The sequence below is a fragment of the Mesorhizobium album genome, from assembly GCF_033977205.1.
Classification (GTDB): Bacteria; Pseudomonadota; Alphaproteobacteria; order Rhizobiales; family Rhizobiaceae; genus Mesorhizobium; species Mesorhizobium album.
This window is the reverse complement of sequence record NZ_JAVIIW010000056.1, coordinates 1-25,774: the sequence shown is the minus strand read 5'-3', so window position 1 is coordinate 25,774 and position 25,774 is coordinate 1. Positions and strand designations below refer to the sequence as shown.

Genomic DNA, 25,774 nt, shown 5'->3' with positions numbered 1-25,774 from the left:
TGCCGAATTCGATGCGACGACGGTCGATCATCCCTTCGGCAGATAGGAAATCGTTCCGGCCAGATCGGTGTTGTCGATCAGCTGGAAACGGCTGTCGCTGCCGCCCTGGCGGGCCGACACGAAGGGCGCGTAGGCCGGATCATTGGTGAAGGCGCGCGCCTCCGCTTCCGATGGGAAGGCCATCAGCGCGATCAACGTCGTGTCGAGCGGCTTGCCCTCGAGCGTCTTCACATTGCCGCTGCGCGCCAGATATTTGCCACCATGCTTGTGGACGAGCTCGTGCACCGAAGCGGCGTAGGCCGGTATCCATTTCGGGTCTTTCACCTTGATGTCAGCGATAAGGTAAGCGGTCATGGTTAGTCTCCTGGTTGTGGCGCACAGAGGTAGCCCGTGCGTCGGCAAAGGGCTCGCATGGCGGGGCCCGCGCCAACCAGTCCGCGATCTGTACCAGGCCGATACAGTTTCTGTACTCGCGGCTTCATTCATGAAGGGCTAATGTTCGCTCTACTTCGAAGGAGGGACACCGATTATGGCCCAGCACGGATACAAGCAATTCTGCCCGTTATCGATGGCCGCCGAGGTGCTGTGCACCCGCTGGACGATGGTGCTGATGCGCGAACTGGTCGCGGGTTCGACCCGCTTCAACGACCTGCGCCGCGGCGTGCCGAAGATGTCGCCGACCCTTCTGTCGCAACGGCTGAAGGAGCTCGAGCTGGCGGGGATCGTGGAGCGCAGGGAAGTCCCCGGCGAGAGGGGCATCTTCGACTATCAGCTGACCGAGGCGGGCCGCGATTTGCGCCCGGTGGTCGAGGCGATGGGTTTCTGGGGGCAGAAATGGGTCGAGTCCCGGTTGTCGCTGAAGAACCTCGATCCGTCGCTCCTCATGTGGGACATGCGGCGCAACCTCAACCCGTCGCCGCTCCCCGAAGGGCGGACGGTGATACAATTCCTGTATCAGGATCTCCCGGCGTCGAAACGCTCGTGGTGGCTAATCGTCGAAAAGCATGGCGAGGTCGATCTGTGCTGGTACGATCCGGGCTTCGAGGTCGACCTCTACGTCGCGACCGACCTCTACACGATGACGGCGATATGGATGGGGCTGCTCACCGTCGAGAAGGCCGGCGTCAAGGTCGCGCTGACCGGCGACAAGGCTATCGGCAAGCAGATGCAGACCTGGCTCGGCCTCAGCCCGTTCGCGGTCGAACCCAAGCGCGCGGCTTAGTCAGGCGCCAGCCAGCGCGCATACACTTCCCCGACAATGCCCCGCCGGAAGATCAGCACGCAGATCATGAAGATCGCGCCGGTGGCGATCGTCACCGGGAAGCCGGAGGTGGCCAAAGTGTTCTCGAGCGCGACGACGAGGCCGGCGCCGACGACCGGGCCGACCATGGTGCCGATGCCGCCGAGCAGCGTCATCAGGATCACCTCGCCCGACATCTGCCAGGTCACGTCCGTCAGCGTGGCGAATTGGAAGACGATCGCCTTCAGCGCGCCGGCAAGGCCGGCAAGGGCAGCCGACATGACGAAGGCGGCGAGCTTGTAGCGGCCGACGGAATAGCCGAGCGAGATCGCGCGGTTCTCGTTCTCTCTTATCGAGCGCAGGATCATGCCGAAGGGCGAGTTGACGATGCGCCAGATGGCGAAGATGCCGAGCAGGAAGACGGCGAGCACGAAGAAGTACATGTTCATCGGCACGTTCAAATCGACGATTCCGAGAAGCGTTCCGCGCGCAACGCCCTGGATGCCGTCCTCGCCTTCGGTGAACGGCGCCTGCACGCAGAAGAAATAGAACATCTGCGCCATCGCCAGCGTGATCATGGCGAAGTAGATGCCCTGCCGGCGGATCGCAAGGAAGCCCACGGCCAGGCCCATCAGCGCGGCGCAGGCGGTGCCGAGCAGGATTCCGGCCTCGGGCGGCCAGCCCCAGGCTTTCACCGCATAGGCGCAGAAATAGGCCGCGCCGCCGAAGAAGGCGGCATGGCCGAAGGAGAGCAGGCCGGTGTAGCCCAAGAGCAGATTGAAGGCGCAGGCGAACAGCGCGAAGCACAGCATCTTCATCACGAAGATCGGGTAGATGAGGAAGGGGGCCGCGACGAGCGCCACGATCCCCAGCGCGACGAGGCCCCTTTCCAGCCGCAGCGAGGCGGCGGCGCGCGCTTCGTGAAGGGTCACCTCGCTCATATCAGGCATCCCTTCCGAACAGGCCGGCCGGGCGCAAGAGCAGCACGACCGCCATGATGACGAAGACGACGAGGTTCGAGGCTTCGGGATAGAAGACCTTGGTCAGGCCCTCGGCGAGGCCGAGCACATAGCCGGTGACGATGGCGCCAAGGATCGAGCCCATGCCGCCGATGACGACGACGGCGAAGACGACGATGATCAGGTCCGAGCCCATCAGTGGGCTGACCTGGTAGACGGGCGCCGCGAGGATGCCGGCCAGCCCGGCAAGCCCCGCGCCCAGCCCATAGGTGAGCGTCAACAGCAGCGGCACGTTGACGCCGAAGGCCTGCACCAGTTCAGGGTTCTCGGTGGCGGCGCGAAGATAAGAGCCGAGCCTGGTCTTCTCGATCAAAAGCCAGGTGCCGATGCAGACGATGAGCGAGGCCACCACCACCCAGCCGCGATAGTTGGGCAGGAACATGAAGCCGAGATTGGTGCTGCCGGCGAGCAGCGTCGGCACTGCATATGGGTTGCCGGAGACACCGTAGTAAAAGCGGAAGATGCCTTCGATCACCAGCGCCATGCCGAAGGTGAAGAGCAGGCCGTAGAGCGGGTCGAGACGATAAAGCCGCGACAGCGCCAGGCGCTCGACCACGATGCCTAACAGGCCGACAGCCAGAGGCACGATGATCAGCGCCGGCCAGTAGCCGATGCCGACGTGCACCAGCAGCAGATAGCCGATGAAGGCGCCCAGCATATAGAGCGCGCCATGGGCGAAATTGATGATGCGGAGCAGGCCGAAGATGACGGCCAGCCCGAGGCTCAGCATCGCGTAGAAGGAACCGTTGATCAGTCCGACAAGCAACTGCCCGAGAAAGGCCTGGACGGGGATGCCGAAGATCATGGTCATGGCGCAATCATACCCCCAGCACCTCATGCAGTTTGTCGGTGTGAGCGGAAAGCGCGCCCACGGCAAAGCCTTCCACCACCTTGCCGTGATCCATCAAATAGAAGCGGTCGGCGATGCTGGCGGCGAAGCGGAAATTTTGCTCGACCAAAAGGATCGTCATGCCGCGTTTCTTCAGCGTCGCCAGCAATTCGCCGATGCGCTGGACGATGACCGGCGCCAACCCTTCGGTCGGCTCGTCGAGCAGCAGCATCTCGACGCCGGTCCTCAAGATTCGGGCGATCGCCAGCATCTGCTGCTCGCCGCCTGAGAGTTTTGTGCCCTGGCTGCTGCGGCGCTCCTTCAGGTTGGGGAAGAGCTCGAATATCTCTTCCACGCTCATGCCGCCCTTGGCCACCACCGGCGGCAGGATGAGGTTCTCGTCGACGGTGAGAGTGGCGAAGATGCCGCGCTCCTCCGGCACGAAGCCGATGCCTTGATGGGCGACCCGGTGCAGCGGTAGGCGCATCAGGTCCTTGCCGTCGAAGATGACTGAGCCTGTGCGCTTGCGGATCAGGCCCACTATGGCGCGCAGTGTCGTCGTCTTGCCGACGCCGTTGCGGCCAAGCAGGGTGACGGTCTCGCCGCGCAAGACCTCGAGGTTGACGCCGTGCAGCGCATGGCCTTCGCCATACCAGGCGTGGAGATCGCGCACGGCAAGCAGCGGCTCACTCATGCTCCGTCCCCATGTAAGCGACGCGCACGCGCTCGTCCTGGCTCACCGTCGCGTAGTCGCCGGCGGCGAGCACCTGGCCGCGCTGCATGACGGTGATCCAGTCGCAGAGATCGGCGACCACGGTGAGGTTGTGCTCGACCATCAGCACGGCGCGGTCCTTGGCGAGCGAGCGGATGATGCCGGAAATCATGCCGACATCCTCATGTCCCATACCGGCCATCGGCTCGTCGAGCAGAAGCACCTTGGGGTCGAGCGCCAGCGTGGTGGCGATCTCCAGCACGCGCTTCCTGCCATAGGAGAGATCGCCGGCAAGCCGATGCGCGCCATCGTCGAGACCAACGATGGCGAGCAGCTCGCGCGCCCTGGGCGCCAGATGGTCGAGGGCGGAGAGCGAACGCCAGAACTGGTAGCCGAGCCCGCTTGGACGCTGCAGCGCGACGCGCACATTGTCGAGCACGCTGAGATGCGGAAAGATCGCCGAGATCTGGAAGGAGCGGACAAGGCCCATGCGCGCCACCCTGGCCGGCGGCATGCGGGTGATGTCGGTGCCGAGTAGTTCGATCGTGCCGCTGGTCGGCTGCAGGAATTTTGTGAGCAGGTTGAAGATGGTGGTCTTGCCGGCGCCGTTCGGGCCGATGAGGGCATGGATCCTGGCGTGATGGACGTCGAGGTCGACATCCTTCACCGCGACGAAACCGGCGAAATCGCGCCTCAGGCCGCGGGCGGAAAGCACCACCCGCGGCGTCTCATCCGTGCCGTCCGGCCGGACGGCCTTTGCGGTGTCGAGTGTCACTTGCTGACAAGCGGGCAGCCGCTTTCCTCGGCCTTCAGGAAGGCCTTGTCGCCGGGAATGGTCGCCAGATAGGTGTAGTAATCCCAGTCCTTCTTGCTCTCTTCCGGCTTCTTGACCTGGTAGAGATACATGTCGTGCACCATCGAGCCGTCGACCTGCACCTTGCCATTGGCGGTGAAGACATCGTTGACCGGCATCTCGTGCAGCTGCTTGGCCACCGCCTCGGTCTCGTCGGTGCCGGCCTTGTCGATGGCCTTCAGATACTGCGTCACCGCAGAGTAGGTGGCGGCCTGGATCATGTTCGGCATGCGGTTGGTGCGCTTGAAGTAGCGCTGCGCGAAATCGCGGCTCTTGTCGTCATGGTCCCAGTAATAGCCTTCCGTCAGCACCACACCCTGCGCTGCCTGCAGGCCGAGCCCGTGCACCTCGGCCAGCGTGAACAGGAGCGCGGCCAGCCGCTGGCCGCCGGCGACGATGCCGAACTCGGCGGCCTGCTTGATCGAATTCGAGGTGTCGAGGCCGGCATTGGCCAGCCCGACGATCTTGGCGCCGGAGGACTGCGCCTGCAGCAGGAAGGAGGAATAGTCGGTGGAGCCGAGCGGATAGCGCACCTCGCCCAGCACCTTGCCGCCGCTGGATTCGACAAGCTTGGCGGTCTGGTCCTTCAGCGAATAGCCGAAGGCGTAGTCGACGGTGATGAAATACCAGCTGTCGCCGCCCTGCTGCACCAGCGCGCCGCCGGTGCCGACGGCCTGGGAGTGGGTATCATAGGCCCAGTGGAAACCGTAGGGTGAGCATTGCTTGCCGGTGAGTTCGGTGGAGGCCGCGCCGGTGACGATGTCGATCTTCTTCTTTTCCTTGGAAAGCCCCTGGACGGCCAGCGCGACGGACGAGGTGGTGAGCTCCATGATCGCATCGACCTGCTCGGTGTCGTACCATTGCCGCGCGATGTTGGAGGCGATGTCCGGCTTGTTCTGGTGGTCGGCGCTGACGATCTCGATCGGCGCCCCCTGCACCTTGCCGCCGAAATCCTCGATCGCCATCTTGGCGGCCTCGACCGACCATTTGCCGCCGAAATCGGCATAGACGCCCGACTGGTCGTTGAGGATGCCGATCTTGACCTTGCCGTCGGAGATTTCGCCAGCCGCCGCCGGCATTGCGGTCGCCGCAATGAGCGCGGCCGAGACGAGATAGGATGCTTTCACTGGTCGTTCCTCCCTTGTGGCCAACCACGGGGAACGCGGCAGGCCTCGCAATGGTTCAACAGTTCCGTCCGATGTCGTGAAAAGTTCGGGCCTGCGTCCCGCTCGCTAGTCCTCCCCTGCGGGATCATGCCGCCGCGCGCCTTGGGTGCACGCGCGGCGACCGTAGCATCTCACTTCGCGAGGCGAGAATGATATTTTCGTAGCATGGAGGACGGGCAGATCGACGATCGCCGAGAGATACAAAGCCAATACGGCGGCTTATCGGCCAAGTGCTTGCACTGGCTGGTTTTCCACTCCTGCGCCGATTTGGCGACCACCCAGTGGAAAAACCATATTTTTCAGAAGCTTACCCAGCAAATCCGACTTTGCTCACCACGGCAGCCGCTTGCCGTCGCGGAAGAAGCCGCCGGTCGGGCCGTCGTCCGGCAGTGTCGCGGCCCAGACGATGCCGGCCGCCCCTTGCGCGACGGGCCGTCCGCCCGGTCCGCCCATGTCGGTCGCGACCCAGCCGGGGCAGATCGAATTGACCAGTACGCCTGAGCCACGCAGCTCGGCCGCGAGGATGCGAGTCAGCGCGTTGAGCGTCGCCTTGCTGGTCGAATAGGCCGGCGCGCCGGCACCCATCGAGGCGAGCGAGCCGCCTTCGGACGAGACGTTAATCAGCCGGCCGTGCCCGGAAATGCTGAGCAGCGGCGCGAAGGCGACCGCCACCCGCCAGGCGCCGAAGACATTGGTCTCGAAGGCCTCGCGGATGACCGACCAGTCGGGCCGCAGCGCCCGCGCGGACGGGTCGTAGTGGATGGCCGCGTTGTTGACCAAAACGTCGAGCCGGCCGAAGCGGCGCTCGACCTCGGCCGCGGCACGGGCGGCAGCGTCGGGCGCCGCGACATCCAGCGCGATCGCCTCAACCTTGCCGCCGAGCTTGCTTGCCGCCGCCTCGCCCTTGGCGAGATCGCGCACGCCGAGGAGCACGGTGAAGCCGAGTTCGGCGAGCTGGCGGGCCGTCTCCAGCCCAATGCCGCGATTGCCGCCGGTGACGAGCGCTACCTTGCCGGAATGATTGTTGGTCATTGCTCCTGCTCCTTCAATCCCTCTTGTCGACAGCAAAGATGGCATCGATCGCGCCGACCGATTAGAGCGCAGAATTGGCACTCATTGCGCGATGCAGCTCATGAATTAGCGCGATCTTAAGCAAATCGGATTCGCCGTCGTCGCCGCCGCAAGAGGACGTAAGCGCATCCGGGAGCGCTGCCCCTCCTCTCCGGGCGCCAGTAGTCAAAATCTGGCGCTTGGTGCCGGAGTGATAAGCCCGCTCAGCGTGGGGGAGGAGACCTTAGGGCCGAATGGTCCTAACGCGGTTGGGCGGCCCTCCACTGGTCGGACCGACAGCAGATTTAGCGGATGTTTCTGGACGATCTGGCCGGCACGTTCAATCCAAACCGACCCAGATGTAGCCGTCCTCCTCGCGGCACGGAATGAGATGCAGCGGAGCCCGGTTCTTTGAAATATCGCCGAGAATCTCCATGCCGGCCGAAGTTCCGTCCTCATTGAGCGCCTCGCACCACTTTACGATTTCGCCTGTATCCAGATCGAATCCGCTGTGATGCCAGCGACACACCAGCGTGCCGTTCTCGTCGAAAGTGCTCGCTTGTCCTGCGCGGCTGTTGATCCGCGAGGTACTCTCGAAGAATGGCAACTTCAAATGCGGGCAGGCATTATTAAAGGCATAGACGCGCCCGCCCCTGCGCAAAATCACGGCATAAAGCGCTTGGAATTCGATGACTTTGTAGTCGCCTTCCTTTAGTTCGCTCGTCGCGACCGTCCGGTGCCACGTCTTGCCGCCCAGCTGCATAGTCTCCCGCGCGCCTTTTTCGTTCAGCCGGCGCTCGGCTTCAACCTTCAGCTTCTTTATCTCGTACAGCGTAATTCGGTCGGAGGTACCGCGCAAACGCACACGAATGAAATCGGATATTTCCACTTCATCCTTGACCCGTTCATAGAGCGTCTCGGAAATCAGGAGGCGGGTACCGGCCTCCTTGTTGGCCGTTTCGACGCGGCTCGCCACATTGACCGCATCGCCTATGGCCGTCAGGCGCTCGTTGCCGGGTGATCCGACCGAGCCGATCACCGCTTCGCCCAGATGCAAACCGACGCGAATATCGAAGTCGATGCCGTACATCGAGGCAAAAAAGGGCTTCAGCCGATCGACCGTGGCTAGGGTCTGTAGCGCCGCATTGACCGCGCGCACCGGTGCATCGTCTTGGCCCTTCACGCCAAATATCGCCATAAGCCCGTCGCCGACGAACTTGTCGATGTAGCCGTCGTTGAGCTCGATGACTTCGGCGACCTGAGTGAAATAGCGATTGAGCAGATACATGACATCGTAAGGCGGCAACGTTTCGGAGAAGTGGGTGAACCCGGCTACGTCGCTGAAGAAGATGACGACCGACTTCAGCTCGCCAGCACTGGTGGACCGGTGCGGTAGCAACTGACTGGTCATTCGCAGGTCGGTCTCGTCGAGTACGAGCCTGCGGAAGGTGATGTCGGAGGCAGGTCTGAGCTGGCATGCCAGGCGTACGTTGTTGCTAAGCCCCAACCTCTCTACGAGGGCGCGCTCCAGCGCGGTACGCTCCGGGCAGCCGTCTGCACCGTTGAGAATCCAGATCCGGCAGGTCGAGCACTTGGCCTTGCCGCCGCAAGCGCAGGCGATCGGGATATCTGCCCGGCGAGCGGCTTCAAGGACAGATTCCCCGAGCGCCGATTTGATCAATATGTCGTCGGGCAGCGATAGCAACGTAGGCATCGGAACTGATCACCCAGTACGAGTGGCGCCGCACGCTGGTAGTTAATAACAGGTCCTATCAGCCGGACACCGTTTTAGCCTCGTTCGGGCGACATTAGCCCAGCAATGGCTTGGATGCCATCGTCGAGTCCGATAGTCCGCCTGAAAGCCGCATTCGCATCGGGTACCAAGCGTCAGATTTTGACCACCAAGCAGCCCCCATTCTACGGGCGCGGGAATGCCGGACACAATCCGGAAACAAGATTCAACAGTCGGGAAAAACGCGCGAAAAGAGCGGGTGGCATAAGCGGCACCGGAGCAGCCGAACCATTGCGGCGCGCGACAAAGACATCGACCTTCGAAAGGAAATGCCGATTATGAAAAAGACCCTTCTCTCCGTTCTCGGCCTGGCCGTCGCGCTCGCTTTCGCGGTGCCGGTGCTCGGCATCACCGAAGCCAACGCCGCCTCGACGACGGCTGCGACCACCACGACGACGACCACCACCGCTGCTGCGGCTGCGGCTACCGAAACGGCAAAGCCTGCCGCCAAGGTCGCGCATCACAAGAAGCACAGGAAGCATCGCCACCATCACACCCGCAAGCATCACGTGGCGAAGCATCACAGGCATCACGTCAAGAAGCACCACACCAACAAGCGCGTGCACAAGAAGCCGGCCAAGAAGCACGCCGCGTAAGACCAACCTCCCAACCTTCACGACCGGATGATTTCAAACCGCTTCAACAGGGTCTGGGATCATCGCTTCCCCGGAAACGCCGTCCCGTTCGGGGCGGCGTTTTTGCCTGGCGCGCCATGAGCGCCCATTTCTTCGGCTCGCAAACGCGCTCGCACAAAAGGAAGCGACAGCGCAGCCGCCGGTAGGCTCGACTCGATGCCCCGCAATCATTATCGGTCGCCCGGCGACTTATTTTGCGTGGATCTCGAAATGCCCGACCTCGATTTTCTGGCCCTCCTGGGCGGGCTGTTGCTGACGCCGGGGCCGACAAACCTCCTGCTGGCGGTTTCGACGGCTTCGTCCGGCCTGCGGCGTACGGCTTCGATGCTGGGAGCTGTCGTGCTGGCCTATCTGGCGATTATGGCGGCCGTTGCCGTGCTTGCCACCCTGATCCCGCCGGACAGCCAGTCGGCGGTCCGCACCGCGATGAAGGTCTGCGCCATTCTGTGGCTGCTGTGGCTGGCCTACAGCGTATGGACCGGCAGCGACGATGGCGTCGACCAGCGGCTGGTGACGACAAGGCAGGTTCTCGTCACGACGCTGGTGAATCCCAAAGCAACGATCGTCGCCCTGCTGGTGTTGAGCCACGGCATGACCACCTGGCTGGTGATTGCCGTCGTGGCTCTCACATGCCTTGCCGGGGCGGCCTGGATCACCGTCGGGCTTCTGATCGGCCGCAACGGTTCCGGGCTGCTCGGCAGGGGCGTGCTGCGAAAGGCAAGCGCCATCTGCCTCGCCGGCTTCGGGGTTTTGCTGGCAGGCGCCAGTCTATAGCTCCGCCCTATTTCTTCTTCTGCGGGTGGATCGTCTCGCCGCGCTTCAGCATGGCCACTAGGTCGGCGATCTTCTTCTTGCGTCCAGCCTCGGTCTTCATGTTGTGGGTGCGGAAGGCGAGCGCGAAGCGGTTCTGGGCGGAGAGCTTCGCCAGCATCTCTTTGGCCTTCGGCTCGGCATCGATCGCCGCCTGCAGGTCGGGCGGGATCGCCATCGCCTTCGACCCGCCATAGGCGCGGTCCCAGCGGCCATCGGCCTTGGCCGCCTCGACCTCGCGCAGGCCATGCTCGGTCATGCGGCCCTCCTCGATCAGGCGGGCGACATTGTCGATGTTGATCTTGCTCCAGATGCTCTTCTTGCCGCGCGGGGTGTACCGCTGCAGAAAACTCTTCCCGTCGAGCGATTTGCGCACTGCGTCGATCCAGCCGAAGCAGAGCACAACGTCGATCGCCTCCTTCGGCGTGATCGAGGCAAGCCCCGAGCCGACCTTGTGGACCTTGATCCAGACCTCGCTCTCGCTGGCGTGGTTGTCGGCCAGCCAGGCATAGAGGCTTTCGGCGTTGGGGAATTCGTGGACCTTGTCCGGATCGACTTTTATAGGTGCCATTAGTGTTCCTCTCGCGCGGCGCCAAAGCTGCCGATCTCCCCCCTTGTGGGGGAGATGGCCGGCAGGCCAGAAGGGGGCGCTGTCCCGCCGGCCTGTCAGCCGCCTTCGTCTATAGCCGATCGAGATTAGAGAGAAAGGCCGCGTTCCTTCGCGCCCCCCTCTGCCCTGCCGGGCATCTCCCCCACAAGGGGGGGAGATCTGCTGCATCATTGACGCCGCCCATCCTCCATCGGACTCTCCGATAGCACTATCGATTTCTTCCGTTTCCGCTCGGCGCTCCAGACAGGCACATCACCGTCCATGCAAAGGAAAGGCATGGACATGGACAATCGAAAAATCCTGATCGTCGGCGGCAGCTCGGGCATGGGGCTGGCGCTTGCCAGGCGCTGCCTCGACGAAGGCGCTGCGGTCGTCATCGCCGGGCGCGGCGAAGCGAAGCTCAACCAGGCGCGCGACGAGCTCGGCAGCCCGGCCGCACTGGAAACGGCGGCGGTCGACATCAGCTGCGAGGCTGAGGTCGCGGCGCTGTTTCAGCGCATCGGCCGGCTCGACCATATCGTCAGCACCGCGGCCGACATCGAGGGCGCCTACCGGCTATTGCCCGAGATCGAGCTTTCGGCCGCGCAAAGGGTGGTGGAAAGCAAGCTCTACGGGCCGCTGCTGTTAGCCAAGCATGGCGCGCCGAGACTGTCGGCCAACGGCTCGCTCACCTTCGTTTCCGGCATTGCCGCCTACCGGCCGGCGGCGCGCGGCTCGGTGGTCGCGGCGGTCAACGCCGCGCTCGAAGGGCTGGTGCGGGCCTTGGCCATCGAGCTGGCGCCGATCCGGGTCAACGCCGCCTCCCCTGGCTGGGTCGACACGCCGATCTGGCAGCTTGTTGCCGGCGATGCGAAGGACGACACGCTCGCCGCCATGGCCAAGCGCCTGCCGGCGGGACGGGTCGGACGGCCGGAGGATATCGCCGACGCGATTCGCTTCCTGATGGGCAATGGTTTCACGACGGGAACGACACTGCATGTCGAGGGCGGGCATCGGCTGATCTGACGGACGCGAAGTTCTCACTCATCGCCGCAAGCAGCGCCTTCAGCGCCGGCGGCTGGACGCGCCGGCGACGCCAGATCATCACCAGCTCCGCCGAACGGACCGGACCCGGCCAGGCGATCTCGGCCACCTCGCCGCGATCGAGCGCCGTCGCGACCGCCAAGCGTGGCACGACGCCAAAGCCTGCGCCAGCCGCCACCATGCCGGCGATAGCGTCAATGCTGCCGACCTCGGCCGCGAGCCTCGGCCCGTCGAGGCCCGCTTCAGCGAAAGCCCTGTCGACCATGGCGCGATAGACGCATCCGCTTCCGGTGGCGACGAAGCGTTTTTCGGCAAGCGTGGCCAGATCGACATCCGTCCGGTTCTCGCCGGGGGGCGCGATGACGACCAGCGGCTCGGCCGCAACGATGCGCCTGGCCAAGCGCTCGTCCGGCTCGCCGGCGCCGGATCTCTCGAAGCAGAAGGCGACGTCGATCTCGCCTTCCCCCAGCTTGCGCCGCAGCTCGCCGCTGCCGGCGATCTTCAGCCTGATGTCGATGTCGGGATGAGCGGCCTGGAAATCGGCAAGCCACTCGGGAAGCCTTGCGGAGGCGATCGTCTCCAAGGCGCCGATCGACAGGGGGCCGGCCGTCTCGCTCCTGGTCGCATCTATGGCGGCCCGCGCCTCTTCGGCGAGCGCCAATAATTCCTCGGCATAGGGTCTCAGCGCCCCGCCTGCCGGCGTCAATTCCAGCCCCTGCCGCGAGCGCGTGAACAGGCTCGCGCCAAGCTCGGCCTCCAGCGCCAGGATCTGGTCGCTGACACTCGACTGCGCGAGATTGACCTCGCCCGCCGCGCGCGTGACGTTGCGCGTGTGCGCGACCGCGAGAAAGGTCTTCAGCAGCCTTGGATGCATGCGGTTCCGACCTACTGCAGCTGTGGCTTCTTTAGGAAGGAGTTGCGGTCGGCGGATTTTACCCTGAGCCAAGTCTCGCGGCCGTCGCGCACCACGCGCAGCGGGATCTCGGAGCCGGCCGGGTTCTGCCAGAGCTTGCGGTAGAAATCGGCGAGCCCGTCGACCTCACCGTCGCGCACGTCGGAGATGATGTCGCCCTGGCGAAGACCGGCCTCCGCGGCCGGGCCACCTTCGGCGACGCTCATCACCACCACCATGCCGTTCGACTCCGCCGAGAAGGCGCCGAGCCAAGGACGCGGCGGCTTGCCCACCTGGCCGCGCTTCACCAGGTCGTCGAGGATCGGCGTCAGAAGGTTGATCGGCACGACCATGTTGATGTCGGCGATCTCGCCGGCGCGGCTCATCTGCAGGCGCAGCGATCCGATACCCAGCAGCGCGCCGGCGCGGTCGAACAGCGCCGCACCACCCCAGGACGGGTGCGCCGGCGCGGTGAAGATCGCCTCGTCGAGCAGATATTCCCAATAGCCGGCGAATTCCTGCTTGGTGACGATATGGGCATCGACCTGCTGGCCGATGCCGTCCGCGAGCACCACGGCGTCGCCGATATTGGCCTTCCTGGAATCGCCGAAGGCGACCGCCGGCAGGTTGAGCGGCGACAGCGCCTGCACCAGGCCGAAGCCGGTTTCCTGGTCGTAGGCCAGAGCATGCGCCGGCAGCACGCGGCCGTTCTGGTCGGTGAGCCACACCTCCTCGGCCTCGGTGATGAGATAGCCGATGGTGAGCACCAGCCCGTTGTCGCGGATCACCACGCCGCTGCCTTCGCGGCGCGTGCCCAGCGCATTGGCGGTGAAGGCGTCGTCCGGAACCGTGGCGCGCACGGCGACGACGGAACGGGAGACTTTTTCGAGGGTCATCGGGCGATCCTGGATTGCGGGTGTTTTTCTATAAGTATGTGTTTTTCTATAAGTATGGCCAAAGGGGCGCCGTGCAAGGGCATCTTCCCTTCTCCCCTTGTGGGAGACGGTGGCCGAGCGAAGCTCGGTCTGATGAAGGGTGCTGGACGGAGTGAGGCCTCGGCCGTCAGTTCCCGGCGTCCTGATCTCTCGCGTCTCATTTCTTCCAACACCCCTCATCCGTCTCGGCGCTGCGCGCCGATCCACCTTCTCCCACAAGGGAGAAGGAGAGGCTCCTGCGCTGGCCCAAACATAAGTTCAACGAAGTTTGAACTTTTTTCTTTGACGCGCGAGCAACCGTACCTAAGTCTATCGCCAACCAATCCGAATCCGTCTCAGAGGAACCACGAGGCCTCCCGATGAACCAGTATACCCCGCCGAAAGTCTGGACCTGGAACAAGCCGAATGGCGGCGCGTTCGCCTCGATCAACCGGCCGGTCGCCGGGCCGACGCATGAGAAGGAACTGCCCGTCGGCAAGCATCCGCTGCAGCTCTACTCGCTGGCCACGCCCAACGGCCAGAAGGTGACGATCATGCTGGAGGAGCTTCTGGCGCGCGGCCACAAGGGCGCCGAGTACGACGCGTGGCTGATCCGCATCAATGACGGCGACCAGTTCGGCTCAGGCTTCGTCGAGGTCAACCCGAACTCCAAGATCCCGGCGCTGATGGACCGCAGCGAGCCGAAGCCGGTGCGCGTGTTCGAATCCGGCTCGATCCTCACCTACCTCGCCGAAAAATTCGGCGAATTCCTGCCGACGGACCGCGCGGCGCGGGCGGAAACCTTCTCCTGGCTGTTCTGGCAGATGGGGTCCGCACCCTATCTCGGCGGCGGCTTCGGCCATTTCTACGCCTATGCGCCGGAAAAGATCGAATACGCCATCGATCGCTTCGCCATGGAAACCAAAAGGCAGATGGACGTGCTCGACCGGCGGCTGGCCGAGAGCGAGTACCTCGCCGGCCCGGATTACACGATCGCCGACATGGCGGTGTGGCCCTGGTACGGCGGGCTCGCCAAGGGCCGCAACTACAACGACGCCGCGCAGTTCCTCTCCGTGCATGAGTACAAGCACGTGCAGCGCTGGGCCGATGCGATCGATGCCCGGCCGGCGGTGAAGCGCGGCCGCATGGTCAACCGCATCTCCGGCGACCCGGCCTACCAGCTCCACGAACGCCACGACGCCAGCGATTTCGAGACGAACACGCAGGACAAGCTGCAAGCGGCGGAGTGAGTGATCTCCTCCTTGAGGGGCCCTTGAGGGGGAGACGTCGCCGAAGGCGACAGAGGGGGTGTGAAGGAATGAGACCCTTCGCCTTCGTCATCCTAGGGCGGAGCAAGGAGCGAAGCGACGCGCGCAGACCCTAGGATCCATGCCGTGACGCTAAGGCGTTGCAACGGTTCAGAATTCTGCCTCGCCGCATTCTTCAGCGACCGTCACGGCATGGATCCTCGGGTCAAGCCCGAGGATGACGAAGCGTCGGCGGAGCCGGAGGAACCAAATGCCTGAAAGGCTGGCGGGACAGCCCCCTCTGGCCTGCCCGTCCTCCGCAGTAGCTGCGCTGCAGCTGCGGAGGGTGGACCGGCCATCTCCCCCTCAAGGGGGGAGATCAGCTACCTTCCATAGGTATACGTCACGCTCGCCTCGCCGAGCGCCTGGCTTTTCGCGGCGACCGACACCATCTCGGGCGACGGATTTTCCGGTGTGCGCAGCTTCGCTTCGCCCAGCGCATATAGCGTGAAGACATAGTGGTGCATGCCACTGCCGGCGGGCGGGCATGGGCCGAAATAGCCGGCGTGGCCGACGTCGCCGGTGCCGGACACCGCGCCCCTGGGCAGGCGCTTGCCGCCCTTGGAGCCGACGCCTTCGGCCAGGCCTTTTGCGCTTGCCGGGATGTTCCAGGCCAGCCAATGCCAGAACCCCTTGCCGCCGCCAGCGTCGGGATCGAACATGGTGAGCGCGTAGCTCTTGGTACCGCCCGGCGGGTCCTTCCAGGCAAGCTCGATCGAGACGCTCTTGCCGCCGCAGCCGGGCTTGTCGCCAAGATATTTTGCGTCCCATTTGCCGTTGGAGACCGACGGGCTGGAGATTTCGAACGCCGATGCCTGGGTGGCGAAGGCAGCGAAGGCAAGCGCGATGAGGCTGAGGCGCGGGATCATGGCAGTCCTCCCTAGCTGAGATGACGGAGTTTAGCCGAAAGGCGGCCCGGAACCGAGCAACTTTGCGTGACGGGTGGGCGCGACGTCGAAGCTGCCAATCTCCCCCTTGTGGGGGAGATCGGATGTCGCGACGGCTTTCGCTAATCCCCAATGCCCCCAATACCCCTACTCCGCTGCCTCGCATTCCTCCAGCGGCGGCGTCACCAGCCCCTCGACGGCCGCCAGCCAAAGCCGGTCGATGCGAGCGAGATCGGCCCCGTCGATCTCGTCGAGGTGGTTCCAGTACATGCCGTGCTCGTAGAAATAGCCGAACTCGCGCTCCATCGTCTCGGCCGCATCCACCGCCTTGACGTCGATGCCGGCGTCAAGTTCGGCTTTCATGGCGACAAGACGCGCCGCGGACAGATCGCGCACCTCCTCGAAGGAGAGTTTTGGGAAAACCAGCCGGCTGCGCGGCAGGTTCGACAGGTTGACGCAGAGCGTGCCGCGCCGCAGCGCATGGATGAGCAGGCGCGCGGACTTGGCCTCGAGGCTCTGCAGCGTGACGTCGTCGCGCAGCGGATCGGCCCGGCCGGTGCCGTAGAAATGGGTGTCGCCGGTGTGGTCGTAAATCATGTCGCAGCCGAGGACAGCGATCACGTCCGGCCTGCGGCTGTGGACGGTCCAGTAGGCGGCCGTCATCGACATGGTGCCGCCGGCATAGACGAAGCCGCCGAAGCTGTTTTGCGCCGGCACGTAATGGGCGGCGCTGAAGATCCGCTGCGTCGGCCTAGGCTGCGGCATGCGTTCGGACGGGAAATCGCCAGCGTGGACAAGGATGTCCCAGTCAGGGCGCACGCGCCAGGCATTGTTGATGGCGACGATGCCGGCGAAGGCATGCTTCGGCCATGAAGCACAACGCATGACATCGGGGGCGCTGCCAAGCAGCAGCGTCACGCGGGGCGATGCATCCATACCATCCTCTCTCACCAATCGGCGCCGACACATTTGGTCTTGCCGGCCCTCCCCCACAAGTGCCGACCGCCGCGCGAACTGCCGGCCCAACCTCGAAAAGGCAGGCAATGCGGCTCTTCACGATTTCTTTCAAAATCGGAACATCCCTGCGAATGCTCCGTTGGAAAGCTGATGCAATCAACGATGCAAAGCTTTGGAGACTTCCTCATGATGAAGAAAATCCTCGCAGCTTCCGTGCTTACCGTTGCGCTTGCGACCTCGGCCGCGATGGCGCAGTCGGCAGGCACAAGCGGCGGCGCGACTGCGTCGGGCAGCGTGAGCGGCGGCATGAACGGTGGAACGGTGACAGGCACGACGCCGAGCCAGACGGATACCACCACGACCAGTTCCACGAACAAGTCGAACGGCATGGAGGACCGCTGCAAGGACAGCGGCGGCTACGACACGGACAACAACACCCCCAGCGGCGCCATGACCTCCGACATGCAGAACTGCAACAAGTAGCATCGACTGGCGCTCTTCCGCGTCGGCTTCGCGACACGGAAGAGCCCAAGAAAAAAGCCCCGCCGGTGGAGACCGTCGGGGCTCTTTTCGTTCGGGCCGTGAAGGTGGGACCCCGCGGCCAGATGATCCAGGGGGTGTTGGATCAGCTATGATCTTAGCCGAAGAGGCGGCATGCCGATAATCACGCCTGCGCGAGCGGCGGTTGAGTGCCGGCAAACACGCTGCCAATCTCCCCCACAAGAGGGGAGATTGGCAGCTCCGGCGCCTACCCCCTCAACAACCTCGCCAGCCTCGGCACGCCCTCGCCCACCGCACGATCGTCGGCGAGGGTGAAGGACATGCGCAGCGTGTTGCGGCTGGTGCCGTCGGCGAAGAAGGCGTTGCCCGGCACGAAGGCGACGCGCGCCTCCTTCACCGAACGCGCCAGGAGCTCGGTGGCATCGGCGCCTTCCGGCAGCGTCAGCCAGACGAACATGCCACCGTCCGGCCGGCTCCAGGTGATGCCTTGCGGCATATTGGCTTCGAGCGCGCCGAGCAGCGCGTCGCGGCGCCGGCGGTAGGCGCCGACCAGCGTCTCCACCTGGGCGTCGAAGATGGTCTCGGCGACGCGGTGCATGACCATCTGGTTGATTGAGGGGCTGTGCAGATCGGAGGCCTGCTTCATCAGCACCAGCTTTTCCACCACATGGCGCGCAGAGCACACCCAGCCGACGCGCATGCCGGGCGACAGGATCTTCGAGAACGAGCCGCAATAGAGCGTGCGGGCGTTATCGATGCCGCCGGAGCGCGCGCAGTCGAGCGCAAGGATCGGCGGCTCGGCTTCGCCGTCATAGCGCAGCGCCCGGTAGGCGGCGTCTTCGATGACGGCGATGTCGAGCTCGCCGGCAAGGTCGAGCACCGCCTCGCGCTGCCTGGTATCGAGCGTGTTGCCGGTCGGATTGGCGAAATCAGGCACCAGATAGGCGAATTTCACCTTGCCGCCATTTGCCGCCGCTGCCGCGCGATAAGCCTCCGGCGTCATGTTGCCGCCGGCCGTGTTCAGCCGGTCGTAGCGCGGCTCATAGGCGTTGAAGGCCTGCAGCGCGCCGAGATAGGTCGGCCATGTGACCAGCGCGGTGTCGCCGGGGGACAAAAAGAGCTTGCCGAGATAGTCGAGCGCCTGCTGCGAGCCGGAGGTGATGAAGATGTTGCCCTCGTCGCACTGGACACCGAACGCGCCCATATAGGCGGCCAGCCATTTGCGCAGCGGCAGGAAGCCCTCGCTGACCTGGTATTGCAGCGCAGTCCCCGCCTCCGCCCCGCCGAGCACCGCCTGGTAGGCGTCGCCGATCGCCTTGGCCGGAAACAACGAGGGATCGGGAATGCCGCCGGCAAAGGAGATGATGTCGGGCTGGTCGAGCAGCTTCAGCAGTTCGCGGATTTCCGAGGCCTTCATGCGCGAGGAGCGCGAGGCCAGAAGGTTCAACAGGGTCAAGGCGCGCCTCCCGAGCGGCAAATGGCATTTAGGTCAACTTTGCTGACCTATTATCAGGCTTTTTAGCCAAGTTGAATAGCCCAGCCGCGAAACGCACGCAGGCCAATTTCTTCTGCCGTGCCTGTTGGTGGCGGAACCTGCCGTCGGCCCATCGCGTTCACTGAAACGTGACTGACCCCGAATATCAGTAGCCTCTAATTCAACTACCTTTGGTAGTACTGATGAAGGCTGCTCTACTCGGGGTTACAATGATGGGAGACTCGCCATGAAATCAAAGACCGCATTTCTGAGCCTGTTGGCCGCGTCGGTCATTGCCGGCACGGCGTTCGCCGGTATCCTCGACGAACCGAAGATGATGGCTCCCTTCTACACCGACAAGACCATGAAGACGATGAAGTCGGATGCCCAGATGAAGAAGGTCTGGGCCAAGATGTCGAAGAAGAACCAAGCCGCCATGATGAAGGAGTGCAACGACCCGGCGATGAGCAAGCCGCATGCCGAGTTCTGCGACAAGCTGAAGGCGCTGGCCGGCCACGCCTGACATCGCAGGAACCCAAGCGCCGGCCGGGGGAGGATCGGCATACCGCCGGCGCAACGACTGCGGCAGTCGCAATGCTGTAGCGTTTCATCGGCTGCCGCAAGCCGTCGATGCGGCCAAAGCGGCCAGGCGATCGCTTCAAAGATCGTTTTAGCGACAGCGAATAGAAATTCGTTGCGCGTCAGCGCGAGCGGATGCAACCTCATTCCGGTGGACCGGCAAGAAGAAGAACAAAGGTCCAAATGGGAGGGGGGCAATAACACTCGAACTTATCGGGGCCGGATTCGGCCGCACCGGCACGTGGTCCACTTTCGCCGCGCTGAACAGGCTCGGCTTTGCGAGCTACCACATGCAGGAAGTGATCATGAACAAGGCCAATAAGGGCCATCTCGACTTCTGGTGCAAGGTGGCGAACAACCCGCCCGGCACGCAGCACGACTGGAGCCGCGTTTTTGCCAATTACCGGGCGACCGTCGACAATCCGGGCTGCTGCGTCTGGCGCGAGCTGATGGCCGCCTACCCCCGTGCCAAGGTGCTTTTGACGTTGCATCCGCGCGGCGCCGAAGCCTGGTATGACAGCACCATCGACACGATCTATTTCACCGAGAATGTCTGGCAGTTCAAGGTGCTCGAATGGCTAACGCCGTTCGGCCGCAAGTTCGGCGACATGTCGAGGAAGCTGGTCTGGGGGCGCACCCTGAAAGGCGTGATGAACGACCGCGACAAGGCGGTGGCGCGCTACAACGCCTATATCGACGAGGTGAAGGCGGCGGTGTCGCCGGAAAGGCTCCTGGTCTTTAAGGTGACCGACGGCTGGGGGCCGCTCTGCGATTTCCTCGGCGTCCCTATTCCGAACGAGCCCTTCCCCAACCTCAACGACCGCGCCAGCATCAAGAAGATCATCCGCGAGATGATCATCGGTTCCTATCTGATGCTGGCCGGCGTGATGCTGGCGGTCGCGCTGGTAGTCGGCGGGCTCTGGTGGTGGCTGGCGTAGCGGATAACGATCGGCGAAGGGTGCGGCAGAGCGCATCTCAGCTTCCATCACCAACAGCGGGATTGTCGTCATATTAGATTAGGCGCATATTAAGCCAGCCGAAGCCTTGCTCCGGCTGAACCGCCCGTTGGCATGATTGCCCAGGCGGTCCACAGACCAAGTCAAATGTCAGTGACGCACAAGCACCTCGGCTGCTCGGACAATCGAGCAGCCCGAGACAATGATATTTGGAGGAGAATCCCATGAAGGTTACCATATTGGCAAACTACGAACCCAATGCTGCCAAAGGGCTGATGCAGGGGTCGAACCGGGAAGCTGCAGTCCGGACGCTTTTTGAAAGCGTCGGCGGCAAGATGAGCAGCCTGACGTTCACGCGCGGCATGTACGATGTCGTGGTCAATGGCGAGGTGCCGGATCAGGTTGCCGGGATGGGCATGGCGCTGGCGGTCCGGGCCAGCGGCTCGGTGCGCGACCTCGTCGTCCTCGAAGAACTCAACATGAAGGCGGTGATCGAGGCCGCCAACAAGGCTGCCGGCGTCTACAAGCCTGCCGGCTGAGCGTCCGATCAGGCGGCACGGACGACGAACGCTCCCGTGCCACCTGGCGCAAGATCACAACGAAGGAACTAGAAGGGCAACCGAATCTCATTGTTCTGGACGGAATCCGGCCAGCCGATGTCCTTGCGGATCTCCGGCGGCAGTTCGTTCAGCGCGCGCGTCGTCCTGCGGCGCTTGGCGGACTGCGCGAAGGCGGCCCGGATTCGGTTAAGGCTTTTGAACATCGGAACCTCCACAAAACGGCAGAAAGACCGGCCGCTCACCGGGCGCCGCTTTTGAGGTGCGTCTGTAACCAGCCGATTGCGCGGAAACGGTGAAATGCTTCACGAAGCCGAAGCGGCCTGAAACATATGCATGCAAACGGGTTCAAGGGATTGCGGGCGCATGGCCGCCGTCGCTCAACGTGCGGCCCAATTGCCTTTCAATCCGGCCGGCCCACCGTCCTTCACGATAATTTCGCGGTGCGGATAGGGGATGCTTATGCCGTTTTCTTTGAACGTATCCCACAGCGCCAGCAGCACCTTGCCGCGTACATTGGTCAGGCCCTGTTGCGGATCGTGGATCCAGAAGCGCAGGACGAAATTGAGCGAGGAGTCACCGAACCCCGTCAGCCAGCAGACCGGGCGCCGGTCGGCTTCGACCCGGCCGACGCTGATCGCGGCCGCTATCGCCAGTTCGCTGACCCTGTGCGGGTCGGCGTCGTAGGAGACGCCAAAATCCACGTCAAGCCGCACGAGATTGTCGCTGAACGACCAGTTGATGACCCGCTGAGTGATGAAGTCTTCGTTCGGGATCAGAAATTCGCGGCCGTCGCGCGTCACCACCGAGACGAAGCGCGCCCGCAATTCGCGTATCCAGCCGAATGTGCCTTCGAGCGAGATGGTGTCGCCCGGCTTGATCGACTTGTCGAGCAGGATGATGATGCCGGAGACGAAATTCGACACGACCTTCTGCAGCCCGAAGGCGAGGCCGACGCCGATCGCGCCGGAGAAGACCGTCAGCGCCGTGAGGTCGACGCCGACGGCTGAAAGGGCGAAGGTGCCGGCCACCAGCACAAGGCCGATCTTGGCCACCTTGCCGATGAGGACGCGGATCGAGGGTGTCAGCTCCTCGGAGATGCGGACGCGCTCATCGACATAGTTGCCGATGACCACCGCAAGCCAGACGGTTGCGACCAGCAGCAGCGCCGCCTTGAGCAGCACCAGAGCCGAAAAACGGATCGCACCCAAGGGGATTGCCAGGGAGTCCAGAAAGGCCGCGGTCTGGTCGCTGATGCCCAGGATGACAAGCGCCGCGTAGATCCAGATCAGCCAGCCGAGCAAACGGGCGGCGAGGCGGTTGCGGATGACGCGCGACAGCACCGAGGCCAGAAGCCAGGCAAGCGACAGCGACAGCACGATTTGGACGAGGTAAGTGTGGCTTGGCCACACGAAAGGGCGCATGACGGTGCGCGCGGCGAACAGGAAGAGTGTGAAAAGAATCCAGTCGGTGCGTCGCAACAGGGCGATCACGACCCTCAGCAGTCCGGGATGGCCCTTGATCTGGCGGGCTCGGTCCTCAACGAGCAACTCGAGGCGCCGGCCCGTGAGCCTCGCCGCGAGGAACAGCGCGAGGATGATGACGGCCTGGTAGAGGAGCCACGGCGTGGCGGCATAATCGAGCCATCCGCTGGACCAGGCCAGCGCTCGACCGATGGCGTCGCGAACATCCATTGCCACACGCCGATCATAGACGGGCTAACAAACCGGAGCCCGCCGTTCCTAGGCCTATTTCAGGCCCGCGCATTCACTTTGTTCCGGCGGCTATGCGCCCGAGCCGGCGCGCCGCCGCTTGTCCGGCGAATCCTTGCGCTGATCCTCTTCGTCGATCTCAGTCATCGCCTGTTCCCAAAAGCGCAGGTCGGCGCCCTCGGGCTTTCCTTCCTTTTCCCAAAGTTCATAGGCACGCAGGCGGATGCGCTCTTCCCTGCTTTGGTCTGCCATCGTTTCCTCCGGATCTCGGTTCCATCGGAAGGAACGTCGGCGGTGCTGAAACGATCCATACGAAGGCTTTGCGGTGGCCGAATTTTCTCAGCGCCGTGTCCGCCCCTCACTCGATCATCGCGCCATCCCGCGCAATCGCCCTGCCGGCCCGGTAGACGGTGCGCCCCTTCGGCACCGCCACCACCGCTTCGGGCACATGCTCGGCCTTCAGCGCGACGAAGTTGGCCTTGGCGCCGACCGCGATGCCATAGCCTTCAAGCCCCAGTGCGCTCGCGCCGGCACGGCTCACCACGTCCCAGGCTGCTTCCAGCTCCCGGTCCTCGTAGAAGCCTGAGCGGTAACCGATCATGTTGGCGCGGTTGAGCATGTCGCCATCGCCATAGGGCCGCCAGGAATCGCGGATGTTGTCGGAGCCGGCGAAGACGGTGACGCCCGCCTCGCGCAACGCCGCCACTGGCGGGAAAGGATGCTTGCCCGGCGCGTTGGTCATGATGGCGACGCCGGAGGCGGCAAGCATCTCGCCGGCTTTCGCCAGCGCGTCGGGAGCAATGTCGCCCAGCGCATAGGCGTGGCTGATGGCGACTTTGCCGTGCATGCCGAGCGCCCTGGTACGAGCTGCGATCTCCTCGATCTCGAACAGGCCGAGCGTGCCGCCGTCATGCAGATGGATGTCGATGCCGGCGCCGCGCTTCTCGGCGAGGCCGAAGACGACATCGAGATGGCCCTTCACGTCGCGGTCGAAGCTTGCCGGGTCGAGCCCGCCGATCAGATCGCAGCCGAGTTTCAGCGCCTCGTCCAGGAGCTCCGCCGTGCCGGGCGAGGACAGGATGCCGCTCTGCGGGAAGGCGACGAGCTGGATGTCGATCACGTCGCGATATTTTTCGCGCACGCCGAGGATCGTCTGGACATGTTTCAGCTCGACGTTGGCGTCGACCATGACATGGCTGCGCATCGCAAGGCTGCCATTGCCGATGCAAAGTTCGAGCTGGTTTTTCGCGCGCTCTTCCATCGGCGCGGCCTGCTCAAGGTTGCGCATCTGGAAGGCGACCCGTTCGCGCACGTCGAAACCGTCGGTGCAGGGAATGTGCGGGTGCCAGGCATCGCCATAGAAGGAGGTGTCGAGATGGATGTGACCCTCGACGAAGGCCGGCAGCACCAACTGGCCGGCGAGGTCGATGGCGCTTGGCGGCGGGGTGGGTGCGTTGGCGGCAGGCGTGATGGCGCTGAAGCGGCCATCGGTCACGGTGAGGTCGGCGAGCGAGCCGTCGGCGAGCTTGGCGTTGAGGAACTGGGGCAAGATGCAATCCACCGGAAGTGAAAGCATCAGTCGTCGCCGGTCGGCAAGCCGAGGTCAATGCGACGGAAGATAGAAAGTCTTTCGCCGAAGCTGTCGGTCTCCCCACAAGAAATTGGGCGCCTGATGCCTTCGCCACTGCCGTCGTTAACCTTAATTCCACGCGCCGGTGGGGAAGTCCGTGCCTCCTGCCTATTCCGCTATCGCGGAAGTTTCCGCGCGCCAAAAATATGCAATAGTACAGTCTGCGGTACGAGGCCGCCGTGGTCGACGCGGACGCCCAAGCACATCCCCAACAATGTCGCCCCCAACGGCCGCGTCGACCATGAACTGAACGGCGACCTGACCCGGGTCGCCGTTTTTGTTTGGGCAATCAGGTCTGGGCTTTGGCGTATTCCGCGGCCAGCCCCTCATATTCGTCGAAGGCCGGCAGCGCCGCGTAGCTGTGCATGGCGGGCGTCGTCGCCCAGGGCAGCTTCTCACTGGTCCAGGTCTCGATGAAGGGGGTGAACCAGGCGGGATCGTCTAGCATGGTCGGACGCAGGTTGACGAACCAGTCGAGCCCTTCCGGCCGGGTGAACATCCAGCTCATGCAGTAGCCGCAGAAATAGTGCTTCGAGGCGCCGTGCAGCCCGCCGATCACCGGCTCGCCCTTGGTGATCTCGAAGCCTTCCGATGGGATCGCCGCGCTCAGCGAATAGGCGCTTGCAGACATCTTCTGGCAGCCGGTGCAATGGCAGGCCATGGTCAGCAGCGGCTTGGCGGAGATCTTGAGGCGCACGCGGCCGCAGCGGCAACCTCCTTCGGCGGGCAGGGTGAGGGTTGGCATGGCGGGCTCCCTGAGTTGGGCTCTTCCCCTTCTCCCCTTGCGGGAGAAGGTGGATCGGCGCGCAGCGCCGAGACGGATGAGGGGTGTTGAAAGAAGCGAGGCATGGGTGATTTCAGCGCCAGACCTCCATCATCTCACTTCGTCCAGCACCCCTCATCGGTCGCCTCCGGCGACACCTTCTCCCACAAAGGGGAGAAGGGGGAGCCAAACGCTCAGCCTTCCGTCAACCCCGCTGTCGTCGTCAGCCGTGCGCCCTGCTCGGCAAAGGCCTCGTTGTGCCGCGCGATGATATCCGGCGCTTTCTCCTCTTGCGAGTCCAGCGTCGAATGCGCATCCGAAACCACGGTGACGCCGAGGCCCTGGGCGAAAGCGCCTTTCACTGTCGCGGCGACGCAGAAATCGGTCTGGGCGCCAATGAGCACGACATCGCGCGCGCCCTGCCCCGCCACCCAAGCGGCAAGCGCCGGATTGGAAAAGGCATTGCGGACCGTCTTGCCGAAGGTCGGCTCGTCGGCGGCCTGGCCGAGCTGCGGCCATACCGGCCAACCGGAAGCGCCCGGCGCCAGAGGATCGCCCGCCGGCCCGTCATGGCGGATGAAGGCCACCTTGCGGCCGGAGCGGCGCGCCCAGTCGATCAGTTTTCGAGCGCGCGCGGCGATCGTGTCCGCGTCGTGAATCGGCGGATCGAAGCGGCCGTCGAACATGCCGGTCTGGAGGTCGATGACGATGAGCGGAGCAGCGGCGGGGGGAGCGGTGTTCGGCATGGCGGCGAGGATAGCGTGAGTGGAGGATGGGTCAAGGCGGGACGCCTTCCCTTCTCCCCTTGTGGGCTAGCGTGCGCACACATTTGCTTTGGGTGGGGTTAGTCGGGATTTGCAAGAGCGAAGCCCTCGGCGATGGCGTGGAAACGTTTGAGGCCGTTGC

General features: G+C 64.0%; 29 protein-coding genes. 9 read left to right on the top strand and 20 right to left on the bottom strand.

The window, feature by feature from the left end; all coding sequences use genetic code 11:
• Window positions 1–27: 27 nt before the first annotated feature.
• The gene (locus RFN28_RS30390) at window positions 28–354 is read right to left on the bottom strand and encodes a DUF1330 domain-containing protein (RefSeq protein ID WP_320290829.1); all 327 of its coding nucleotides are present in this window, start codon (window positions 352–354) and stop codon (window positions 28–30) included.
• A 175-nt stretch (window positions 355–529) separates the two neighbouring features.
• On the opposite strand from RFN28_RS30390, the gene RFN28_RS30385 reads away from it, so the two are divergent.
• Window positions 530–1,222 (top strand): winged helix-turn-helix transcriptional regulator, encoded by a 693-nt coding sequence (locus tag RFN28_RS30385; protein ID WP_320290828.1) that lies wholly within the window; start codon window positions 530–532, stop codon window positions 1,220–1,222.
• Here the strand turns inward: RFN28_RS30385 and RFN28_RS30380 are convergent.
• The 7 genes from RFN28_RS30380 to RFN28_RS30350 form a co-directional block, all read right to left on the bottom strand.
• Window positions 1,219–2,181 (bottom strand): branched-chain amino acid ABC transporter permease, encoded by a 963-nt coding sequence (locus RFN28_RS30380; protein WP_320290827.1) that lies wholly within the window; start codon window positions 2,179–2,181, stop codon window positions 1,219–1,221. The two genes, RFN28_RS30385 and RFN28_RS30380, sit on opposite strands and share 4 nt — an antisense overlap.
• Before the next feature lies 1 nt (window position 2,182).
• Complete coding sequence (locus RFN28_RS30375; protein WP_320290826.1) at window positions 2,183–3,070, bottom strand: branched-chain amino acid ABC transporter permease; 888 nt, start codon at window positions 3,068–3,070, stop codon at window positions 2,183–2,185.
• Between the two features lie 7 nt (window positions 3,071–3,077).
• A complete protein-coding gene (locus tag RFN28_RS30370) occupies window positions 3,078–3,782 on the bottom strand; it encodes an ABC transporter ATP-binding protein (protein ID WP_320290825.1) in 705 nt (234 codons plus the stop codon).
• Window positions 3,775–4,575: an ABC transporter ATP-binding protein gene (locus tag RFN28_RS30365; protein WP_320290824.1), complete on the bottom strand. Its 801-nt coding sequence runs from the start codon at window positions 4,573–4,575 to the stop codon at window positions 3,775–3,777. The genes RFN28_RS30370 and RFN28_RS30365 overlap by 8 nt, the downstream gene beginning before the upstream one ends.
• A complete protein-coding gene (locus RFN28_RS30360; RefSeq protein WP_320290823.1) occupies window positions 4,572–5,780 on the bottom strand; it encodes an ABC transporter substrate-binding protein in 1,209 nt (402 codons plus the stop codon). Before RFN28_RS30360 ends, RFN28_RS30365 begins: the two co-directional genes overlap by 4 nt.
• Before the next feature lie 369 nt (window positions 5,781–6,149).
• On the bottom strand, window positions 6,150–6,851 hold the full coding sequence (locus RFN28_RS30355; protein ID WP_320290822.1) for an SDR family NAD(P)-dependent oxidoreductase: 702 nt from the start codon (window positions 6,849–6,851) through the stop codon (window positions 6,150–6,152).
• 358 nt (window positions 6,852–7,209) lie between these two features.
• Window positions 7,210–8,583: an adenylate/guanylate cyclase domain-containing protein gene (locus tag RFN28_RS30350; protein ID WP_320290821.1), complete on the bottom strand. Its 1,374-nt coding sequence runs from the start codon at window positions 8,581–8,583 to the stop codon at window positions 7,210–7,212.
• A 356-nt stretch (window positions 8,584–8,939) separates the two neighbouring features.
• Between RFN28_RS30350 and RFN28_RS30345 the strand changes: the two genes are divergently transcribed.
• Complete coding sequence (locus tag RFN28_RS30345; RefSeq protein ID WP_320290820.1) at window positions 8,940–9,257, top strand: hypothetical protein; 318 nt, start codon at window positions 8,940–8,942, stop codon at window positions 9,255–9,257.
• A gap of 249 nt (window positions 9,258–9,506) precedes the next feature.
• Entirely contained in the window at window positions 9,507–10,070 is a 564-nt protein-coding gene (locus RFN28_RS30340; RefSeq protein ID WP_320290819.1) for a hypothetical protein, read from the top strand.
• 7 nt (window positions 10,071–10,077) lie between these two features.
• Here RFN28_RS30340 and RFN28_RS30335 read toward each other — a convergent pair whose 3' ends face one another.
• Window positions 10,078–10,677 (bottom strand): YdeI/OmpD-associated family protein, encoded by a 600-nt coding sequence (locus RFN28_RS30335; RefSeq protein WP_320290818.1) that lies wholly within the window; start codon window positions 10,675–10,677, stop codon window positions 10,078–10,080.
• Window positions 10,678–10,992: 315 nt separating this feature from the next.
• On the opposite strand from RFN28_RS30335, the gene RFN28_RS30330 reads away from it, so the two are divergent.
• Window positions 10,993–11,721, top strand: coding sequence for an SDR family oxidoreductase (locus RFN28_RS30330; protein ID WP_320290817.1), 729 nt, complete (start codon window positions 10,993–10,995; stop codon window positions 11,719–11,721).
• Here RFN28_RS30330 and RFN28_RS30325 read toward each other — a convergent pair.
• Window positions 11,672–12,613: a LysR family transcriptional regulator gene (locus RFN28_RS30325; RefSeq protein WP_320290816.1), complete on the bottom strand. Its 942-nt coding sequence runs from the start codon at window positions 12,611–12,613 to the stop codon at window positions 11,672–11,674. The genes RFN28_RS30330 and RFN28_RS30325 overlap by 50 nt on opposite strands.
• A gap of 11 nt (window positions 12,614–12,624) precedes the next feature.
• On the bottom strand, window positions 12,625–13,527 hold the full coding sequence (locus RFN28_RS30320; RefSeq protein ID WP_320290815.1) for a S1C family serine protease: 903 nt from the start codon (window positions 13,525–13,527) through the stop codon (window positions 12,625–12,627).
• Between the two features lie 398 nt (window positions 13,528–13,925).
• Here RFN28_RS30320 and yghU point away from each other — a divergent pair, with 398 nt between their 5' ends.
• Window positions 13,926–14,795 (top strand): glutathione-dependent disulfide-bond oxidoreductase, encoded by an 870-nt coding sequence (gene yghU, locus RFN28_RS30315; protein WP_320290814.1) that lies wholly within the window; start codon window positions 13,926–13,928, stop codon window positions 14,793–14,795.
• 380 nt (window positions 14,796–15,175) lie between these two features.
• Here the strand turns inward: yghU and RFN28_RS30310 are convergent, their stop codons facing one another.
• Both RFN28_RS30310 and RFN28_RS30305 read right to left on the bottom strand, forming a co-directional pair.
• Window positions 15,176–15,721, bottom strand: a complete 546-nt coding sequence (locus RFN28_RS30310) for a YbhB/YbcL family Raf kinase inhibitor-like protein (RefSeq protein WP_320290813.1) — start codon at window positions 15,719–15,721, stop codon at window positions 15,176–15,178.
• Window positions 15,722–15,886: 165 nt separating this feature from the next.
• On the bottom strand, window positions 15,887–16,675 hold the full coding sequence (locus RFN28_RS30305) for a hypothetical protein (RefSeq protein WP_320290812.1): 789 nt from the start codon (window positions 16,673–16,675) through the stop codon (window positions 15,887–15,889).
• A gap of 207 nt (window positions 16,676–16,882) precedes the next feature.
• On the opposite strand from RFN28_RS30305, the gene RFN28_RS30300 reads away from it, so the two are divergent.
• On the top strand, window positions 16,883–17,179 hold the full coding sequence (locus RFN28_RS30300; RefSeq protein ID WP_320290811.1) for a hypothetical protein: 297 nt from the start codon (window positions 16,883–16,885) through the stop codon (window positions 17,177–17,179).
• A 265-nt stretch (window positions 17,180–17,444) separates the two neighbouring features.
• On the opposite strand, the gene RFN28_RS30295 is transcribed toward RFN28_RS30300, so the two are convergent.
• Window positions 17,445–18,614, bottom strand: coding sequence for an aminotransferase-like domain-containing protein (locus RFN28_RS30295; protein WP_320290850.1), 1,170 nt, complete (start codon window positions 18,612–18,614; stop codon window positions 17,445–17,447).
• A gap of 304 nt (window positions 18,615–18,918) precedes the next feature.
• On the opposite strand from RFN28_RS30295, the gene RFN28_RS30290 reads away from it, so the two are divergent.
• The 3 genes from RFN28_RS30290 (at window position 18,919) to RFN28_RS30280 (ending at window position 20,745) form a co-directional block, all read left to right on the top strand.
• The gene (locus RFN28_RS30290; protein WP_320290810.1) at window positions 18,919–19,194 is read left to right on the top strand and encodes a hypothetical protein; all 276 of its coding nucleotides are present in this window, start codon (window positions 18,919–18,921) and stop codon (window positions 19,192–19,194) included.
• A 253-nt stretch (window positions 19,195–19,447) separates the two neighbouring features.
• Complete coding sequence (locus RFN28_RS30285; protein ID WP_320290849.1) at window positions 19,448–20,188, top strand: sulfotransferase family protein; 741 nt, start codon at window positions 19,448–19,450, stop codon at window positions 20,186–20,188.
• 242 nt (window positions 20,189–20,430) lie between these two features.
• Entirely contained in the window at window positions 20,431–20,745 is a 315-nt protein-coding gene (locus RFN28_RS30280; protein WP_320290809.1) for a GYD domain-containing protein, read from the top strand.
• A gap of 68 nt (window positions 20,746–20,813) precedes the next feature.
• On the opposite strand, the gene RFN28_RS30275 is transcribed toward RFN28_RS30280, so the two are convergent.
• From RFN28_RS30275 to RFN28_RS30250, 6 genes are all read right to left on the bottom strand, one after another.
• Window positions 20,814–20,969, bottom strand: a complete 156-nt coding sequence (locus RFN28_RS30275) for a DUF1127 domain-containing protein (protein ID WP_320290808.1) — start codon at window positions 20,967–20,969, stop codon at window positions 20,814–20,816.
• Between the two features lie 174 nt (window positions 20,970–21,143).
• Entirely contained in the window at window positions 21,144–22,457 is a 1,314-nt protein-coding gene (locus RFN28_RS30270) for a mechanosensitive ion channel family protein (RefSeq protein WP_320290807.1), read from the bottom strand.
• 90 nt (window positions 22,458–22,547) lie between these two features.
• Entirely contained in the window at window positions 22,548–22,727 is a 180-nt protein-coding gene (locus tag RFN28_RS30265; RefSeq protein WP_320290806.1) for a DUF2934 domain-containing protein, read from the bottom strand.
• Window positions 22,728–22,833: 106 nt separating this feature from the next.
• On the bottom strand, window positions 22,834–24,051 hold the full coding sequence (locus RFN28_RS30260) for an amidohydrolase family protein (protein WP_320290805.1): 1,218 nt from the start codon (window positions 24,049–24,051) through the stop codon (window positions 22,834–22,836).
• Between the two features lie 343 nt (window positions 24,052–24,394).
• Window positions 24,395–24,850: a GFA family protein gene (locus RFN28_RS30255; RefSeq protein WP_320290804.1), complete on the bottom strand. Its 456-nt coding sequence runs from the start codon at window positions 24,848–24,850 to the stop codon at window positions 24,395–24,397.
• A gap of 212 nt (window positions 24,851–25,062) precedes the next feature.
• Window positions 25,063–25,614 (bottom strand): isochorismatase family protein, encoded by a 552-nt coding sequence (locus RFN28_RS30250; RefSeq protein WP_320290803.1) that lies wholly within the window; start codon window positions 25,612–25,614, stop codon window positions 25,063–25,065.
• Window positions 25,615–25,774 lie beyond the last annotated feature (160 nt).

Excerpts from the sequence above, each read along its gene's own strand:
- RFN28_RS30270 (WP_320290807.1), bottom strand. The coding sequence starts at position 22,457 with ATGGATGTTCGCGACGCCATCGGTCGAGCGCTGGCCTGGTCCAGCGGA.
- RFN28_RS30320 (WP_320290815.1), bottom strand. The coding sequence starts at position 13,527 with ATGACCCTCGAAAAAGTCTCCCGTTCCGTCGTCGCCGTGCGCGCCACG.
- RFN28_RS30265 (WP_320290806.1), bottom strand. The coding sequence starts at position 22,727 with ATGGCAGACCAAAGCAGGGAAGAGCGCATCCGCCTGCGTGCCTATGAA.
- RFN28_RS30375 (WP_320290826.1), bottom strand. The coding sequence starts at position 3,070 with ATGACCATGATCTTCGGCATCCCCGTCCAGGCCTTTCTCGGGCAGTTG.
- RFN28_RS30370 (WP_320290825.1), bottom strand. The coding sequence starts at position 3,782 with ATGAGTGAGCCGCTGCTTGCCGTGCGCGATCTCCACGCCTGGTATGGC.
- RFN28_RS30305 (WP_320290812.1), bottom strand. The coding sequence starts at position 16,675 with ATGGATGCATCGCCCCGCGTGACGCTGCTGCTTGGCAGCGCCCCCGAT.
- yghU (WP_320290814.1), top strand. The coding sequence starts at position 13,926 with ATGAACCAGTATACCCCGCCGAAAGTCTGGACCTGGAACAAGCCGAAT.
- RFN28_RS30255 (WP_320290804.1), bottom strand. The coding sequence starts at position 24,850 with ATGCCAACCCTCACCCTGCCCGCCGAAGGAGGTTGCCGCTGCGGCCGC.
- RFN28_RS30325 (WP_320290816.1), bottom strand. The coding sequence starts at position 12,613 with ATGCATCCAAGGCTGCTGAAGACCTTTCTCGCGGTCGCGCACACGCGC.
- RFN28_RS30295 (WP_320290850.1), bottom strand. The coding sequence starts at position 18,614 with ATGAAGGCCTCGGAAATCCGCGAACTGCTGAAGCTGCTCGACCAGCCC.
- RFN28_RS30335 (WP_320290818.1), bottom strand. The coding sequence starts at position 10,677 with ATGGCACCTATAAAAGTCGATCCGGACAAGGTCCACGAATTCCCCAAC.
- RFN28_RS30275 (WP_320290808.1), bottom strand. The coding sequence starts at position 20,969 with ATGTTCAAAAGCCTTAACCGAATCCGGGCCGCCTTCGCGCAGTCCGCC.
- RFN28_RS30280 (WP_320290809.1), top strand. The coding sequence starts at position 20,431 with ATGAAGGTTACCATATTGGCAAACTACGAACCCAATGCTGCCAAAGGG.
- RFN28_RS30330 (WP_320290817.1), top strand. The coding sequence starts at position 10,993 with ATGGACATGGACAATCGAAAAATCCTGATCGTCGGCGGCAGCTCGGGC.
- RFN28_RS30380 (WP_320290827.1), bottom strand. The coding sequence starts at position 2,181 with ATGAGCGAGGTGACCCTTCACGAAGCGCGCGCCGCCGCCTCGCTGCGG.
- RFN28_RS30290 (WP_320290810.1), top strand. The coding sequence starts at position 18,919 with ATGAAATCAAAGACCGCATTTCTGAGCCTGTTGGCCGCGTCGGTCATT.
- RFN28_RS30390 (WP_320290829.1), bottom strand. The coding sequence starts at position 354 with ATGACCGCTTACCTTATCGCTGACATCAAGGTGAAAGACCCGAAATGG.
- RFN28_RS30260 (WP_320290805.1), bottom strand. The coding sequence starts at position 24,051 with ATGCTTTCACTTCCGGTGGATTGCATCTTGCCCCAGTTCCTCAACGCC.
- RFN28_RS30345 (WP_320290820.1), top strand. The coding sequence starts at position 8,940 with ATGAAAAAGACCCTTCTCTCCGTTCTCGGCCTGGCCGTCGCGCTCGCT.
- RFN28_RS30340 (WP_320290819.1), top strand. The coding sequence starts at position 9,507 with ATGCCCGACCTCGATTTTCTGGCCCTCCTGGGCGGGCTGTTGCTGACG.
- RFN28_RS30300 (WP_320290811.1), top strand. The coding sequence starts at position 16,883 with ATGATGAAGAAAATCCTCGCAGCTTCCGTGCTTACCGTTGCGCTTGCG.
- RFN28_RS30250 (WP_320290803.1), bottom strand. The coding sequence starts at position 25,614 with ATGCCGAACACCGCTCCCCCCGCCGCTGCTCCGCTCATCGTCATCGAC.
- RFN28_RS30355 (WP_320290822.1), bottom strand. The coding sequence starts at position 6,851 with ATGACCAACAATCATTCCGGCAAGGTAGCGCTCGTCACCGGCGGCAAT.
- RFN28_RS30385 (WP_320290828.1), top strand. The coding sequence starts at position 530 with ATGGCCCAGCACGGATACAAGCAATTCTGCCCGTTATCGATGGCCGCC.
- RFN28_RS30350 (WP_320290821.1), bottom strand. The coding sequence starts at position 8,583 with ATGCCTACGTTGCTATCGCTGCCCGACGACATATTGATCAAATCGGCG.
- RFN28_RS30310 (WP_320290813.1), bottom strand. The coding sequence starts at position 15,721 with ATGATCCCGCGCCTCAGCCTCATCGCGCTTGCCTTCGCTGCCTTCGCC.